Source organism: Streptococcus sp. oral taxon 071 str. 73H25AP (assembly GCF_000146755.1).
Lineage (GTDB): Bacteria > Bacillota > Bacilli > Lactobacillales > Streptococcaceae > Streptococcus > Streptococcus oralis_T.
Genome location: NZ_GL397254.1, coordinates 820,810 through 836,972, shown reverse-complemented (window position 1 = coordinate 836,972; position 16,163 = coordinate 820,810). Strand labels below are relative to the sequence as shown.

Here is a 16,163-nt window from a genome sequence, read left to right as displayed (position 1 = left end):
ATGAATTTATTTGATTATCATAAAGTAAAAGGGCTAAATAATAGTGAATTAAGCGTGTATAATTTTATATTGCAACATAGAGATAAAGTTGCTACGATGACTATCAGAGAGCTATCGACATCTATAAATCTATCGACAACAACCATCATTCGTTTTGCGAAAAAGATGGGATTTGATAGCTACAATGATTTAAAATATGCCTTGTCAAGGTCGGAAGATAAGGAAAATAAACATCGTCACTACTTTCCTATTGATATTCCAGCAATACAATTTTTACAGACTAGTGTTCAAGATGAAGCTTTAAAAAAACAACTATCAGAGATAGCAGACTTGATCGTTCAAGCCAAACAAGTTATCTTTTTAGGGGTGGGTACTAGTCTAAGTTTGGCAGAATATGGCTCATATCTTTTTTCTGGAATCGGTATTTTTAGCTTTGCTATTACTAACCCATTTTATTCTCTGAAATTGCATCATTCTAATTTGGAGGATGTTTTGGTTATTGCTCTAAGTGTCAGCGGTGAGACAGAAGAAGTTCTAACTCTAGTACAGGGATTCAAAGAAAGAAATGCTAAGATTGTTAGTCTGACAAATACAGATATTTCCACTTTATCACAGCTATCGGATATAAATTTATCCTACTTTATGCCAGTTGCCTACGCAGATTCCTCGCTACGTTCCACTAATTTGACCACTCAGATTCCAGTTGTCTATTTTTTAGAATCCTTACGTTACCAAGTTTATTTAAAAAAATAGGAGTGAAAACTCTTGTTTTTTTTATGTAACAAATATTGTTCGACTATACATTTATTTTCTATCTCAATATCTATTGTCAGCAGGTACAGTATGTTATAAAATAGACTTGTTCATAGTGCTAGTACAAAATACAGAAAGGATTGGTAAAATGGCAAAAATACCAGAAGGCTTTTTATGGGGTGGGGCAGTTGCTGCTCACCAAATTGAAGGAGGATATGATAAAGGTGGAAAAGGAATTTCGATAGCCGATGTGATGACGGTTGGAAGTGCTAGCCACTCTCGACAGATTACTGATGGCGTCTTACCTGACGAATATTATCCGAATCATGATGCAATAGATTTTTACAGAACCTATAAGGACGATATACAATTATTCGCTGAGATGGGATTTAAGTGTTTTCGAACTTCGATTGCCTGGACTCGTATCTTCCCAAATGGAGATGAAGAAGAACCTAACGAAGAAGGGTTGAAATTTTATGATGATTTATTTGATCAGCTTCTAGCTCATCAAATTGAACCGGTCATCACACTCAGTCACTTTGAAATGCCCTATCATCTAGTTACTAAGTATGGTGCTTGGCGTAATCGCAAGTTGATTGATTTCTTTGTTCGTTTTGCGAAAGTCGTCATGGAACGATATAAGGACAAAGTTAAGTATTGGATGACCTTTAACGAGATCAATAATCAAGGTGCAATTAATGTTCCTTGGTGCTCATGGACTAATTCTGGTGTCATTTATCATGAAGATGAAAATCCAGTTGAGGTACTACAGCAGGTTATCCATTATCAGTCAGTGGCTTCTGCAAAAGTTGTACAATTGGGTCGGAAAATCAATAAAAATTTCAAAATTGGTTGTATGCTGGCAATGGTACCATTTTACCCGAATACATGTGATACAAAAGATATACTTGCTAGCCAGAAGGCAATGGAGCATCGTTTATTTCACTATGGAGATCTTCATGTTTTTGGAGAGCGTCCTTACTATATCGAGGCCTTTTGTCGAAAAAATAATATCAAACTGGATATTTTACCAGAAGATCTAGAAACTCTAAAAGAAGGTTGTGTAGATTATATTGGCTTGAGTTACTATATGAGTGATACAGTGACTGCTACAGCATCTGAGGAAACAGAAGAACTTTTCAAAGATGTTTATACTAAGAAAAATCCCTATATTGAATCAAGCGATTGGGGTTGGCAGATTGACCCTGAGGGATTACGCTATAGCTTAAATCTTTTATACGATCGCTATCACTGTCCGCTTTTTATAGTTGAAAATGGATTCGGTGCTTATGATAAGGTAGAGCCTGATGGAATCCATGATTCTTACCGCATTGATTACCTCAAACAACACATTGAACAAATGATGTTAGCGATTGAAGAAGATGGCGTAAATGTCATTGGTTATACCCCTTGGGGCTGTATCGATATTGTTAGTGCTGGTACAGGTGAAATGGAGAAGCGTTATGGCTTTATCTATGTCGATAAGAATAATAATGGCGAAGGAACTTTGCAACGAATGAAGAAAGATTCCTTTACATGGTATCAAAATGTGATTACATCAAATGGAAACGAATTATAAGGAGTAATTAAAATGAATATTGGATTGTTTTGTGCAGCAGGTATGTCAACAAGTATTTTGGTTGAGCGTATGAAAGAAGCGGCTCAGAAAAAAGGGAAAGATGCAACAATTGCAGCTTATTCCATCAGTGAATTGGAACAAAGAGTTGGAGATATTGATGTGGCTCTATTAGGCCCACAGGTTGGTTTCCAACTTGAAAAAGCAAAAGAAATTTGTGCTTCTCACAATGTTCCTGTAGAAGTGATTGCAATGGCTGATTATGGTACTGCAAACGGTATGGCAGTTCTTAAACAAGCTTACATGATGAAAAAATAAGGAGAAGATGATGAAGGATAAACTGATTAAAAAGTTTGTTGATAGGATGATGGCCTTTGTCAATACCAAAGGTGTAACAGCGATAAAAGATGGTATTGTTTTCTCTATGCCATTGTTGATTGTTGGCTCCATCTTTCTTATCTTGGCCAATCTTCCAGTTCCAGCTCTAGCAACGATGTTAGAAACTAGTGGTATTACCCCTGTTCTCAATCAAGCAATTGGTGCAACCTTTAATATCAGTGCGATTGTAACAGTCATTGGGATTGCGTATACCTATGCTAAGCTAGAAAAACAGGAGCCGCTTGGGGCAGGTGTCATTGCCCTAGCAGTTTTCTTGCTAATCCAGCCCTCCGGTTTGATTTCTAAAAATGGGGATGTAGTTGGTAACATTATTCTGAAGGATTGGACTTCCGGGAAAGGGATGATTGGTGCCATTATCGTTGGTTTGATTGTAGGAGCAAGCTATTCTTGGTTTTTGAAGAAAAATATCAAAATCAAAATGCCAGATGGCGTACCAACTGGTGTAGCCAACGCATTTTCAGCCTTGATTCCTGCTACTGTTATCATCACAGCGGCAACGATCTTTGTCGGACTTGTTGAACAATTGTTTAAGGTCACAACGATTGAAGTGATTTATAATCTTATTCAAACACCAATGCAAGGCTTGACTGACTCATTGTTTGGTGCGGTGCTTATGTGTTTCCTTGTACCATTCTTATGGATGTTTGGGGTGCACGGCTCAACTGTAGTTGGTGGCATCATGAGTGGCTTGCTACAGGCGAATGCTTTGGAAAACCAAGCCATTTTGGATAAGGGCCTTGAATTAAATCTAGCCAATGGTGGTCATATTGTGACGATTCAATTTTTTGATCAATTTATCAATGTTACAGGTGCCGGGATTACGATTGGTTTGGTAGTTTACATGGTTGCATTTGCAAAATCAAAACAACTAAAAATTCTTGGACGTCTTGAAATGGTTCCAGCCATCTTTAATATCAATGAGCCGGTGCTCTTTGGTTTGCCGATTGTAATGAATCCAGTTTTAGCAACTCCCTTTATATTAACGCCTATTTTATCTTGTATCATCCAGTATTCAGCGATTTATTTTGGACTGACGCCTATGTATGGTGCCGTTCAAGTTCCGTGGACTTGTCCTCCAATTATTTCAGGATTTATCATCGGTGGTTGGAAAACAGCCTTGTTGCAAACACTTATTTTGGTTATGTCTTTCTTTGTTTATTATCCGTTTATTAAACAGATGGATAAACAAGCTTTACAAGCTGTAATACAAGAAACAAGCGATTTAGAAGACGAAGATTGGTAAGAGAGGTATTAAAATGGACGAAAAAGTACTCGAAGTGTGTTTTCAAATTATCACCTATGTAGGAACAGCAAAATCTATGTACATCAATGCTATTCAATTGGCTAAGCAGGGTGAATTCGAGCAGGCTAAAGATAGAATTAAACAAGGCGAAGAAGCATTTGTACAGGGACACAATGCTCACCACTCACTTTTGACAAAAGAAATGAATGGAGAATTAAGCCAAACAGGTCTACTTCTGATGCACGCTGAGGATCAGTTAATGAGTGCAGAAGGTTTTCGAACGATTGCTGAGGAATTTATAGCAATCTATAAACGCTTTGAGGAAGGTAAATAGAGCAAGTTATGAAAGTAAAAAATCAAGCAATGTTAATTACCTATTCAGACAGTCTTGGAAAAAAACTGAAAGACTTGAAGTAGGTCTTAATCTCAGCCAAGTCGCCTTTTTCCTTGATTTCCTAGAAAAGAAAGATGAGTCTGCCTATGCGGATTTGTTTATCCGCTACAAAAACTTTTGGCCAAACAGTGGGCAGACTCAGGAAGATGTAGACCTGATTTACAAACGGAAGCCACGTGCTCCCTATCGCATTGCCAAGTTTGCTGATGGTAGTGAGGAAAAAGTTTGGTGTACCTTTGATGAGCAACAGATCGACCTCGATGTGACAACAGAAACAACTCGTCGCTTTATTCAGGAAAATCTGGAACAGCTGGCGGACCACGGAGCTTCCATTATTCGCTTGGACGCCTTTGCCTACGCCAATAAGAAAATCGGCACCAACTGTTTCTTTGTTGAGCCAGATATTTGGGAAATGCTTCATTTTCCGCGTCAGCTATTGGCACCAAAAGGAGTGAAAATTCTTCCAGAAATTCATGAACATTACACCATTCAGCAAAAAATCGCTGAGCAAGACTACTATGTCTATGACTTTGCCCTTCCGATGCTGGTTCTTCATGCTCTTTATTCAGGTAATGTCAACCGTCTTGTTCACTGGATGGAAATCTGCCCTCGCAAGCAATTTACAACCTTGGACACGCACGATAGTATCGGAGTGGTCGATGTCAAGGACTTGCTAACAGATGTTGAAACAGAGGCGACAAGAGAAGCCTTCTATACCCAAGGAGCAAATGTCAAAAAGATTTACAGCTCAGAGGCCTACAACAATTTGGATATTTACAAGATAAATTGTACCTACTATTCAACTTTAGGAAATGATGACCAAGCCTATCTCTTGGCATGTGTGCTTCAATGTTTTGCACCAGGTATTCCGCAGATTTACTACGTTGGCTTGTTGTCAGGAGAAAATGATATCGAATTGCTCGAATCAACCAAAGAAGGCCGCAACATCAACCGTCACTATTATGATTTGGAAGAAATTGAGCGAGAAGTTCAACGCCCAGTTGTGCAGTCCTTGTTCGATCTGCTCAAATTCCGTAATACCAGCGCAGCATTTGATGGAGAGTTTGCTGTTGACATGGAAGACGCTAATACTATTCGCATCAGCTGGACCAATACCGATGCCAATACAGTGGCAGAATTAAGAGCTAATCTGAAAGATAAATCATTTGAAATTACAGAGTAAATAGATAGTGAATGAACATCGATTTATCTATAATAGAATACAAAAGAGTGGTGGAAACGTTTGATTTCCTCACTCTTTTTGCTAGCTAGTTAGTAACAAAATAGTACTTAAACGTAAACTATGAATTATATTCTGTTGTGACGATAATTGTTCGAGAATATTTGTAATAAAAAACAGGAACAGTCAATTAAACTGCTCCTATTTTTGTGATAGAATATAGGTAGTTATAATCGAGAGCAACTAAGAAGCAGTAAAAAAATATTATACATAGAATAATCAGGATTAGGAAGATAAAATGACAGAAATTGACAAAAAGAATTTAAAAAATTATCTTTGTTTTACATTTGGAATTACTTATATAGCTTGGGGGCTTCTTGCCATATTTACTCAATCTCATATTTTGGGATTAGAGGCATTTATAGGAAGAATATTACATATAGTTGGTGCACTTGGTCCAGCTATTGCAAGTGGCTTTTATTTGAAAAGGAATAATATAAAATTTAAACATTTTGTATTTACTAAAAGAAAAAGTAGTAGTATTTATTTCATTATTCATTTGTTAGCAATTTTGATACTATTCTCTGTATCTTCCTTAGAATTAAACGGAGTATCCATTTATCTGATGCCACTATTCTTTATTCAATTAATTTTTTTTGGTGGCGGACATGAAGAGTTAGGATGGAGAGGTATACTACAACCTTTACTTGATAAAAAATATACTTATTGGCAATCTAATTTGATTGTAGGTTCAATCTGGGGAATTTGGCATCTGCCTTTATGGTTTATAGTTGGAGAAAGTCATCAAGGATTTCCTTTTATTTTATTTTTTATATATACATTATTTTTAAGTTTTGTTTTAGGGCTTCTTTACCGTCAAACGAAATCTGTGGGATACTGTATATTATTTCATGCGTTCGCAAATTTGTTAAATCTCTATTTTGTGTTAAAAATTAATCTTATTTTTATTATCATTTTTATTGGTTATTTGATTTATACTATATTGGCGAGTAATAGAATTAGTAAGGAAACAACATTCTAAAATTTAGATCAGGATATCCATTATTGAAAGTAACGTGTGGTCATTCTAGATAATCAATGTTAGAGACTTTTCTATTTGATGAGGCATCACTGCTTGTTCAAACTGATTTAACAAGTATTTATCTAGTGAAAGTTCTACAGTAAGGAGTTTAAACATGAAATTCCATGAATTTGGTGATAAGAATTTGCCTCCTATTTTACTGATACATGGTGGTGGCAGTTCTTGGTGGAATTATCTTCGTCAAGCACGAATCTTGTCAAAAGAATACCGTATTATTCTACCCAATTTGAATGGCCACGGCGAGGAATATCAACTTGATTATGTTTCTACTGAAGATTCTGCTTTGGAGATTCTAGACTATATCAAAGCAAACTGTGGTGGGAAATTGTTTGCAATCGGTGGTGTTTCACTTGGTGGTCAAATTGCCATGGAGCTTTTGTCTTTAGACAGTGAAATTGCTGAGAAGGCCATCATAGATGGAAGCCTCTGTATTCCTCAACCAAGGTTAGCTAAAATCAGCATCTTTCTAGTGTCTCTATTTGGTAAACTGATGTTCAATAAATTCTCTTGCAAACTTCAGTTAAGCATGATGAATAAACTCTATCCAAAACTGGCTTATCCAGAGGAAATAAAAGTTTATTATTTAGAGGATTTGCCAAGGACGCCTGTCAAAACATTGGTGACAATTTACAAAACATATATGGGGCGTTACAAGCTCAAGAACACGATTTCTGCTAGCAAGGCGCAGGTTCTGTATATCTATGGTGAAAAAGAATTGAACTATGTGAAAGAGTCAGCTAGATTGTTTCAGCAGCTTCGTCCGAATACGATTTTGTATGAAGCAAAGGGCTATAATCACGGCTATTTGTCAGCTTACCTGCCTCAAGAGTGGATTGATTTGGTGGCACCATTTTTAAAGAGTGAACCATTGGAAATGTGTAATGAATCTGATATGTCATAAGGAGGAATCTGATGCTAGGAGCAATTGTGGGAGATATTGTGGGTTCAGTTTATGAATGGAACAATATTAAAACGAAGGATTTTCCTTTATTTCGTGAGGATTGTTTTTTCACGGGTGATACGGTAAGTCCGAACCGCTGAGTGTGTGAGTTTGTTAGCGAAACGTAGCTAATCCTCAGAATAAAGAAACTAAAACTCCATTATTTAGAAATGAAAACCTAAACTGTTTTTAAGGAGGCATTATATTGATAGAGAGCAGACCTGAGTTTGATAAAATCGCATCGTTTGATGAGTTTAGCAAATACTATTGGTATCGGGATGAACTTTCACAGATATGCAAGTCATTAGGGCTTGAATATAGAGGTACAAAACAGGAACTCAATGATATTATTAAGCAGTACTTTAAGGGGAAATTGATTAAAAAATCAACAGTAAAAAGGAAAAAGAAACGAGTAGAAGTCGTTACCTTAGATACGCCCTTACTTGAATGTGGATTCTCCTTTAACGCACACTTTAGAGAATATTTCTCAACTTTAACAGATGTTTCGCCCTTTAAATTTACTGCCGATATGGCGACTGCTTGGAGAAAAGTAAAAAGCGACAATGATTTGAGTTTCACAATACAGGATATGCTAAAAGTTTATCATGGAAATTCAGATTATGCCAAGTATGATCATTCGGTTTGTCAATGGAACCAATTTCTAAAGGATTTCTGTGCAGACGAAAATAGTCACAATTACTCGAATAAACTAAAAGTAGCTTCCATCCTTTGGAAAGAAGTTAGAAATTCAAGTAATGAAAAAATTTATTCAAAAAATCTTTTGACTGAATATGCTGATAGAATAAACGAGTATAGGAAGTAGAAAAATCAGTCTAAACCAATAGTTTACAAGGAGAAATCTTATGCTAGGAGCAATAGTTGGAGACATTGTTGGTTCTGTTTACGAATGGGACAATATTAAAACGAAGGATTTTCCCTTGTTTAGGGATGACTGCTTTTTCACAGATGATACGGTGATGACCTGTGCTGTGGCAGAAGCAATCATGAACGGTGGACAGAAGGATGACTTTATTGATTCCATGAAGAAATATGGTAGGATGTATCCTGATGCTGGTTATGGTGCTAGGTTTGATGCATGGATTCATAGTAATGACCGCTCCCCTTATAATAGCTTTGGAAATGGATCTGCTATGCGTGTTTCTCCATGTGCTTGGGCCATGGATTGTAGTTTCTGTGCACGAACGGGAGCCTGGCCGTCCAGAAGAGCTCTCGCGCGACTTTCTGCAGAGGTGACTCATAATCATACAGAAGGTATCAAGGGCGCTATGGCGACGTCTGATGCTATCTTTATGTGTCGGTATTACTTCGGAGGCTACTGTGGCGACTACGAGCAACCAATCAACGATAACCCTATAGAGTGTAAGAGACTCATAAAAGAGCATATAGAGCAGCAGTATGGGTATAACCTTTCTCAATCACTAGATGAAATTCGACCTACGTACCGTTTCAATGAAACGTGTCAGGATACGGTTCCTCAGGCCATCGTTGCTTTTCTAGAAAGTACAGATTTTGAAGATGCGATTCGAAATGCGATTTCTCTTGGTGGGGACAGCGACACTCTTGCAGCAATCACAGGAAGTATCGCCGAGGCAGCTTATGGAATTCCTGAGTGGATTAAGGATAAGGCCTTAAGCTATCTAGATGAGCCTTTGAAAGAGGTGCTTAGACGATGGGAAGAAACGGTTGTAATAAAATAATAGATAAGCGTTATGCGAACCGATACTGAATGACGGAGGGTTATCGATGGTTATATTGGAATTGTATCAAGGTGATTATCAAAAGGATTTAGTCGCGTTTGATTCTTTAGAAGAGGGAAGAGCCTTTGTAGCGCAAATCCCGGGATATACTTTAGAAAACGAAGATGGGTTTGAAGCGGAGTATGTGAAACCCAAACAATTGCCGGATTATATGGAAATTGTCTTCAACGGCAACAATGTCCCTTTATCTAGGTTTTCGTTTAATTCTGAAGAAAACGTGGACATTATTTGGAAAGAGGTTTCGAATCTATCCTTTAAAAACGATAAAGTGGTCGAAGGAGCTACAAAAATCGATGCTTATGTCGTGAATAACGATGAAGTGAAAGCTTATGTCGAAGCACGAGAAGCAAACTTCCGCAAGGCAAAAGCATTCCTAGAAAACAAAGGGTATGAAGTTGACAGAAGCTTTTTCGGAAGTGAAGACGGCGAAGCGATTCTCTACGGAAAACGAGGCGCCGAAGATTGGCACTTCTTATGCCACTTAGATCCGCTTTTTGTAGAGATTGAAGATGTCGAAGAATATGTGAAAGAAGCGATGGAAGATATTCAATAGTCAACCAAAGTTTTTTGTGAGTGCATGCCACTGCTTTAGTAGACGGATTGAGCAGTAAAGAGAAACATCTAGCACTATCTAGCTTCTTAAGGAGAAATATCTATCATGAAAACGGAAATCGGGAAAACCTATCTTGTAAAAAAAGATATTTTGGGTTTAACAAAAGATGAACTTTGGACCTTAGTTGACAAGGGTTATCAGGCTTATTTTGGTGAACATAATTTCGTATTTGTCAATGATGATAAAGTGAAGGTATTTGCAGTTTTGAAAGATGGTTCAGAAGAAGATATGCAAATCTACCATCATCTGGATGACTATTTTGAAGAAGTTAATCGTGAAAATTTCTAAAGAATGTGAGAAGAAAGTTGTATCTGTGAGTTTTAAATTTTGCTTAGCCCCAATCTATCACTACCAAGTACAGGGAATTAATTTTGGGATAGACGTCCTTACAGAGGTTTTTCCGATTATCAAAAAGATCTAGACTGAGACAAAGGTAAGGGCCCGCTGGTTAGGTCTTTTTTTCTGTTTATGTAGTATAATAAAAGGTGTAGGGATTCAATTTTTTAATAGGATTATTCTAAGAACGAAAACATCTAGAAAGAGAAAAAATATGAAGCAATCACTTGAATTTTTAAGAGAAAGAATCACCGATAAGATGCCCTTAGAGGAAATGGTAGCAATCTTTGAAGACTTGTGTCGTGAGCCTATTGAGGATGAGATGATTTTATTTGAAACAGGGACATTTACAGCTATATCTGATAAGCCAATGTTTCAACTATCTTTAGTAAGGCAAGCTCCAAATGAAGATGAAGAGTTTTATCAGGTTCACCTCGATATTTTCTATGAATCATGTCAAGAGAATGAAATATTTCATGAATCGATCTGGGATGAAGATTTAGAGGAAAATATCTTTGATTACATTAGAGCTTCAGAGGTGTTTGCCTATGCTAAAGAGCAGGAATACCAAGCGATCAAAATTTATATGGACCAAACTTGAGATGGTTAGTTAAAGTAAGAAAATCTAATGACAGGAGAACAATAAATGAAAAAAATTATGGTAATCATCAATCCAACATCTGGAGGTGAAAAAGCTCTGGATTATAAGGTGAAGCTGGAGAATAAAGCTAGAGACTACTTTGATGATGTAGAGATTAAAATTACGGAAAAAGCGCAAGACGCAACAAACTTTGCTGAAGAAGCTTCTCGAGAGCATTATGATGCTGTTCTTGTTTTTGGTGGAGATGGGACCGTCAATGAAGTAATTTCTGGTATCGCTGAAAAAGACTATATTCCTAAACTGGCGATTATCCCAGGGGGAACCGGAAATCTCATTACGAAACTATTAGAAATCTCTCAGGATATTGATAGTGCTATTGACGAGCTTGATTTCAGTTCTACAAACAAGATTGATATTGGAAAATCAAATGGAAATTATTTTGGTTATATCTTTAGTATTGGCTCTTTGCCAGAAGCTATCCACAACGTTGGGATAGAAGATAAAACAAAGTTTGGTATGCTCGCCTATGCGATTAATACCATGAAGTCTGTGGTTACAGATCAAGCATTTAACATTACAGTTGAGACTGATAATGGTAATTACATTGGCCCAGCCAGTCATGTTTTAGTTCTCCTCACAAATTATTTCGCTGACAAAAAAATCTTTGATGAAGACAAGGATGGCTATGCCAATATTTTGATACTAAAAGATGCCTCAATCCTTACAAAATTGTCAGTTATCCCTGATTTATTAAAAGGGGATGTTGTCGTAAATGACAATATCGAGTATCTGAAAGCTCGACATATTAAAATTTCTTCAGATGTTGAGTTGGAAACGGATGTTGATGGTGACAAATCTGATGACCTACCAGTAGAAATCAAGGTGCTAGGTCAGCATATCGAGGTCTATTCTCAACCGAAAGAATAAAACTTTTGAAAAGAATAGTAGATAACAAAGGAGGAGATGATGAGGAAGATTTTAGCAATTAATTCTATTTCGTTTAAAAAAAGAATGATTGAATTACTATTTGATTATCTTTTCATTCTAGCTTATTTAGCACTTCTGTTTTTGGGTTCTATGCTTTTTCACACTATTTTTTTTAATGGTATTCCAGAGTTTACAGAAATTCAGTCGCAGTGTCTTGTATTTTTTACCTCTGTTTTGCCAATCATTCTACTTTTTACATTCTTAGATTATACAAAAAATGGGAGTTTCGGGAAGGCGAAAGCAGGACTTCAATTGGTTTACAAGAAAAAAACAGTGCAAGCTAGCTTGCTTAGAAACACCATTAAATTTTTTCCTTGGCAAATAGGTCATATGGGCACGATACATGGTTTCTATAGTGAGTTTGATTCCTTATCTATTATTCTCTCGTTTTTAGCTACTCTCCTCGCAGTTGCCCTACTTGTAATGATGGTTTTCAGGAAGGATAAGCGACATTTAGGTGACCTTATAGCACATACACAGGTACAGCTAAAAGGTGGCTAAAATTAAAGATTTCATAGATATTTCACTTATTAGGGAGCGTGCTGTGTGCCAGCTTCCTTTTTAATGATTTAAAATCTACTTTATTCAGCAAAATGCTTGGACTTAAAATAAATTTGAACTATAATATAAGAGAAGCTAATCGACCTGAAAAATCTTAGTAAATAAGGAAATATTTTATGAAAGTATCTAAAAAAATCAGATTAATGAGCTGCTGTGGTTTAGCTTTCTTTACTTTAGCTGCCTGTGGTACAAACCAAAACCAATCTACGGAAAAACAGAATAGTTCAACTACTAAGGTGGTTAGCTCAGGTAAAGAAAGCTACAAAGGAACCTATAGCAACCTCAATAGCAAGGAAAGTTCAGAAGAAGTTCGAAAAGCCTTGGCTGCACATTTGGATAAAGATAGTGCCGATGCATTTTTCAACCTTGTCAATGATTACAACGCGACTGTCGGTTCAGTAGGCTTAACTGGAGATTTTTCTACATTTACCAAAACAGATTATGATGTTGAAAAGATAAGCAATCTTTGGGCTCCTAAAAAGGGTGATTTTGTCGGTACCAACTGTCGTATTAACAGTTATTGTTTATTAAAAAATTCTATCGAAATTCCTAAATTAGAGAAAGATGATTCTCTCTTGTTTGTCGATAATGATGCCATTGACAAAGGTAAGGTCTTTGATGCAGAAGACAAGGATGCTTTTGATATTTTATTCTCAAGAGTCAAGACCGAAGCAACGACAGATGTTAAGGTGCATGCTGCTAAGATGGAACAGTTCCTTTCTCAATTCAAGTTTAATGAAAATGCTCGAATGCTGTCTGTTGTAGTTCATGATGACTTGGATGGTCAATCTCTCTTTATCGGTCATGTCGGCATACTTGTGCCAAGCGAGGACAGTTATCTCTTTGTCGAAAAGTTAACCTTTGAGGAGCCTTATCAAGCTATCAAATTTGCAACCAAGGAAGATTGCTACAAATATCTAGATACAAAATACGAAAACTATACAGGTGAAGGTCTAGCGAAGTCCTTTATTATGGATAATGATAAGTGGGTTCAACTCTAAAAATAGTATTTTGGGGATGATTTGCCTAAAGAGTGGGATAAGAAGTTACCAACCGAATGATAGTTAAATTGATATGATTAGAGGACAGCAAGCATGGATGAATATACATTAAGAGTTGTAAAAATTGATAAGGAAGCTATTTTTGAGTTTATCTACGAAACTTTTATATCGCAAGAGCAAGAACTACTGGATCTGTCGCCGGTGGATGTTATCAATGATTGTGCTATGGATTGGGAAAAGGGAGAGTTTATCTTTGCAGCACATCTTCAGGAAAATAGTCTGGGAGAATTTAATCCTCTTCCCAATGATATTGATATCCAAAATTTGCTGGAAAACTACCTGTTACAACAGATTCTGTTCTTGGGCAAGAGAGGATTTATAGAAATTTTTCATTCGACCAATTAAAAAAATAATATAATAGAAGTAAATAAAATACTCATAAGGAGACACAATGGATATTAAAGATTTTACAAAAAAAGAACAAGAAATGATTAAAAAGGGACTCACTTTTTCTAAACTGAACGACAAGGAAACAGCCGATAAGATTATCGCCTTAATTCCTCAAGATATGATTAAACGGATTCCATTTTTTGTTAGAAAACATGCCATTACACGTACTGTTAAGAGAATCTCGCTTGAGTATCCAGAGTTGTATGCTGTAGCTGAACAAGAAGGCCAACTTCCTGAAAAGGAAGCTCAAGAATTGCGACAAATTCTTACAGATATTTTCCAAGAGAAAATGAACAAGCATAAGATTAAATAAGTTTTGAGATTTATCAATAAGATGTTGATTGAGCATTAGGAGTTGAGTATGGCTATTGATGGCGTTAAAATCATTGACAGTGATCAGGGTTATGACATTTACAATGAGGTAGTTGGTCGCTATAGAGATGGTGAACATGTAGCAAATATCATCAAGGATATTCTCGATGCGGAAAAAGATTACTGTCAAACAGACTTTTTTACAGAAATTTATTGGACAGCTCTTGCCTACTCACTGTGGAAGATTGGTCACCTGACAGACGACATCAGAGATAAAACATTAGAGCTTATCAAAAAAGGGGCTGATCCATTTTGGTTGGAAATAGATCCAAAGGCTTTGAAGCAAAGGCAGAAGGTCTTGGAAAAACTTGCAGTTCAGTTGCAAACTGAAAATCCTAGACCTCTAAAGGTCCCTAAAACCAAAACTAAACGCAAACCTTATTTTGAAGAAGGGGATCTCCTTGCTGTTAAGTTCCAAGATGAGTATGGTCTTGTCTTTGTATCTATGGTTGATCAGAGTCCTAGAAAGCTTGAGTACCATCTGGCTTGCACGCGCTTCTTACAAACAAAACGGCCCACCATCGATGATTTTTTGACCAGTCATATCTCCTGTAAGATGGACAATACAAAGTTTGCTCTCGTTACAGATTGCTGGTTCAATCACAAAGATTTAGGGCAATTATTAGATAATATTGAAAAAATTGGACAGGTGAAACTTAGACCTTTTAGTCTTTGGATGCTAGCACCAGCCCAAAATTTAGAAGACATTTATGAAGAAATCACTAGAGATATGGGCTCTTCTGGCCTTCGCATCGAAACCTATAAACTTGTCGATGATGTTTTTTCAGTTTAATGCTTATGTGATAAAGGGGAAAATGGTCAATCATTCCCACATACTGTGTTGAGCTCTAACACCATAACTATCTATGGAACCATCTGAATTGAACTTGGCTTCAATCTTGTATCTTTTCCAGAGGTCGTAATCTGCCGTTTGAATGGTTAGGATGTAGTTTGAGTCAGTCTCAGCGACATTGTAATCAGCAGGATTGACTTCAAAGATATCGATTAATTTTCTTGTTTGAAAATCTTGGAGCTTGAGATTTGCTAAACTGACATGATTGATAGAAATTCCCTGCAATTGATGGGCATCCTTAGGCGTTCTATAGTAGGTAATGACACAGTTTTTGAGTTGATCAGTATCTTTGCCAGTAGGAGTAAGGATCATAAAACCATAGGACTGATCTTCACGCTTGATTTCGAGAAGCTGGCCGTAGTAGAAATGGTCGTTTTTTGGATTGGTGACAGGACTATTTGCACCTTTATCTTCGAAGGTGAAACCTTGCTCTAAAAGCTCGGAAGCCTTGCTCTCCCCGATAATGACAGTGGTATCTTGAATGGTGACTGGAACAGGTTGAGCTGGAAGACCACTCATCATCATGCAAAACATAAAAACATAACTCGTTAAAAAGGCTGTCCCGACAAAAGCGTTGGTTGATGCATAAGCATGACTGTTATGAAAGTTTTTTCTTATAGCTAGTACAATAAATTTACCAATACTTTTTAAAACCATACTAACAAGTACGATAAAAAATTGTTTTTTCAAACATTCATAAATTGCTTGCGGAAAGCTATTGCCATGATAGTAGAAGCCAGCCAATACCAGTAGATTTACGATTAAATAGATCAGCAAGAACCAATGAATCTCTTTAAGGGCATTAGCATCTGTGATTTCTTCATAGTCAACGTGAATTCTACCTTGAATGGCATGGCCGAGTTTATAGATCCATTTTGGGACATCTTTCCCTTGTCTGACCGCAACTACAAGTCTGATATAGAGATAGATAGTAAAGGACAAGGATAGAAAGAAAAGAGCATAAAAACCCAAAACAATACTAGTGAACATTACTATTTCCCCCTATTTAACATTCAATAAAACA

20 protein-coding genes and 1 pseudogene are annotated in these 16,163 nt (G+C 36.7%); 20 read left to right on the top strand and 1 reads right to left on the bottom strand.

Going from position 1 to position 16,163, the window contains the following annotated elements:
- From HMPREF9189_RS06360 to HMPREF9189_RS06270, 20 genes and pseudogenes are all read left to right on the top strand, one after another.
- Positions 1-753, top strand: coding sequence for a MurR/RpiR family transcriptional regulator (locus tag HMPREF9189_RS06360; RefSeq protein WP_009730126.1), 753 nt, complete (start codon positions 1-3; stop codon positions 751-753).
- Positions 754-901: 148 nt separating this feature from the next.
- Complete coding sequence (locus HMPREF9189_RS06355) at positions 902-2,332, top strand: 6-phospho-beta-glucosidase (protein WP_001062960.1); 1,431 nt, start codon at positions 902-904, stop codon at positions 2,330-2,332.
- Between the two features lie 12 nt (positions 2,333-2,344).
- Positions 2,345-2,647, top strand: a complete 303-nt coding sequence (locus HMPREF9189_RS12285) for a PTS sugar transporter subunit IIB (protein ID WP_001020606.1) — start codon at positions 2,345-2,347, stop codon at positions 2,645-2,647.
- Positions 2,648-2,657: 10 nt separating this feature from the next.
- On the top strand, positions 2,658-3,971 hold the full coding sequence (locus HMPREF9189_RS06345) for a PTS sugar transporter subunit IIC (RefSeq protein WP_000653348.1): 1,314 nt from the start codon (positions 2,658-2,660) through the stop codon (positions 3,969-3,971).
- Positions 3,972-3,984: 13 nt separating this feature from the next.
- Complete coding sequence (locus tag HMPREF9189_RS06340) at positions 3,985-4,305, top strand: PTS lactose/cellobiose transporter subunit IIA (protein WP_000343791.1); 321 nt, start codon at positions 3,985-3,987, stop codon at positions 4,303-4,305.
- A gap of 8 nt (positions 4,306-4,313) precedes the next feature.
- Positions 4,314-5,548 (top strand): annotated as a pseudogene (gene gtfA / locus HMPREF9189_RS06335) (sucrose phosphorylase).
- A 295-nt stretch (positions 5,549-5,843) separates the two neighbouring features.
- Complete coding sequence (locus HMPREF9189_RS06330; RefSeq protein WP_000134965.1) at positions 5,844-6,587, top strand: CPBP family intramembrane glutamic endopeptidase; 744 nt, start codon at positions 5,844-5,846, stop codon at positions 6,585-6,587.
- A 154-nt stretch (positions 6,588-6,741) separates the two neighbouring features.
- A complete protein-coding gene (locus HMPREF9189_RS06325; protein ID WP_000668464.1) occupies positions 6,742-7,548 on the top strand; it encodes an alpha/beta hydrolase in 807 nt (268 codons plus the stop codon).
- 11 nt (positions 7,549-7,559) lie between these two features.
- Positions 7,560-7,688 carry a hypothetical protein gene (locus tag HMPREF9189_RS12020; protein ID WP_000900072.1) on the top strand — a complete coding sequence of 43 codons (129 nt, stop codon included), beginning with the start codon at positions 7,560-7,562 and terminating at the stop codon, positions 7,686-7,688.
- 104 nt (positions 7,689-7,792) lie between these two features.
- A complete protein-coding gene (locus tag HMPREF9189_RS06320) occupies positions 7,793-8,410 on the top strand; it encodes an SAP domain-containing protein (protein WP_000573118.1) in 618 nt (205 codons plus the stop codon).
- Between the two features lie 40 nt (positions 8,411-8,450).
- Positions 8,451-9,305, top strand: a complete 855-nt coding sequence (locus HMPREF9189_RS06315) for an ADP-ribosylglycohydrolase family protein (RefSeq protein ID WP_000900067.1) — start codon at positions 8,451-8,453, stop codon at positions 9,303-9,305.
- A gap of 46 nt (positions 9,306-9,351) precedes the next feature.
- Positions 9,352-9,918: a hypothetical protein gene (locus HMPREF9189_RS06310; RefSeq protein ID WP_000234982.1), complete on the top strand. Its 567-nt coding sequence runs from the start codon at positions 9,352-9,354 to the stop codon at positions 9,916-9,918.
- A gap of 105 nt (positions 9,919-10,023) precedes the next feature.
- Positions 10,024-10,266, top strand: coding sequence for a hypothetical protein (locus HMPREF9189_RS06305; protein WP_000845527.1), 243 nt, complete (start codon positions 10,024-10,026; stop codon positions 10,264-10,266).
- 262 nt (positions 10,267-10,528) lie between these two features.
- The gene (locus HMPREF9189_RS06300; RefSeq protein WP_000814116.1) at positions 10,529-10,915 is read left to right on the top strand and encodes a hypothetical protein; all 387 of its coding nucleotides are present in this window, start codon (positions 10,529-10,531) and stop codon (positions 10,913-10,915) included.
- Between the two features lie 45 nt (positions 10,916-10,960).
- The gene (locus tag HMPREF9189_RS06295; protein ID WP_000723461.1) at positions 10,961-11,842 is read left to right on the top strand and encodes a diacylglycerol kinase family protein; all 882 of its coding nucleotides are present in this window, start codon (positions 10,961-10,963) and stop codon (positions 11,840-11,842) included.
- A gap of 39 nt (positions 11,843-11,881) precedes the next feature.
- The gene (locus HMPREF9189_RS06290; RefSeq protein WP_001226520.1) at positions 11,882-12,403 is read left to right on the top strand and encodes an RDD family protein; all 522 of its coding nucleotides are present in this window, start codon (positions 11,882-11,884) and stop codon (positions 12,401-12,403) included.
- A 176-nt stretch (positions 12,404-12,579) separates the two neighbouring features.
- Positions 12,580-13,464, top strand: coding sequence for a DUF4300 family protein (locus HMPREF9189_RS06285; protein ID WP_000868692.1), 885 nt, complete (start codon positions 12,580-12,582; stop codon positions 13,462-13,464).
- Positions 13,465-13,557: 93 nt separating this feature from the next.
- Complete coding sequence (locus HMPREF9189_RS06280; protein ID WP_009755330.1) at positions 13,558-13,869, top strand: hypothetical protein; 312 nt, start codon at positions 13,558-13,560, stop codon at positions 13,867-13,869.
- Between the two features lie 46 nt (positions 13,870-13,915).
- Entirely contained in the window at positions 13,916-14,227 is a 312-nt protein-coding gene (locus HMPREF9189_RS06275) for a hypothetical protein (protein WP_000351659.1), read from the top strand.
- 48 nt (positions 14,228-14,275) lie between these two features.
- Positions 14,276-15,079: a hypothetical protein gene (locus HMPREF9189_RS06270; protein WP_000963199.1), complete on the top strand. Its 804-nt coding sequence runs from the start codon at positions 14,276-14,278 to the stop codon at positions 15,077-15,079.
- 30 nt (positions 15,080-15,109) lie between these two features.
- On the opposite strand, the gene HMPREF9189_RS06265 is transcribed toward HMPREF9189_RS06270, so the two are convergent.
- Positions 15,110-16,129, bottom strand: a complete 1,020-nt coding sequence (locus HMPREF9189_RS06265) for a hypothetical protein (RefSeq protein WP_000495210.1) — start codon at positions 16,127-16,129, stop codon at positions 15,110-15,112.
- Positions 16,130-16,163 lie beyond the last annotated feature (34 nt).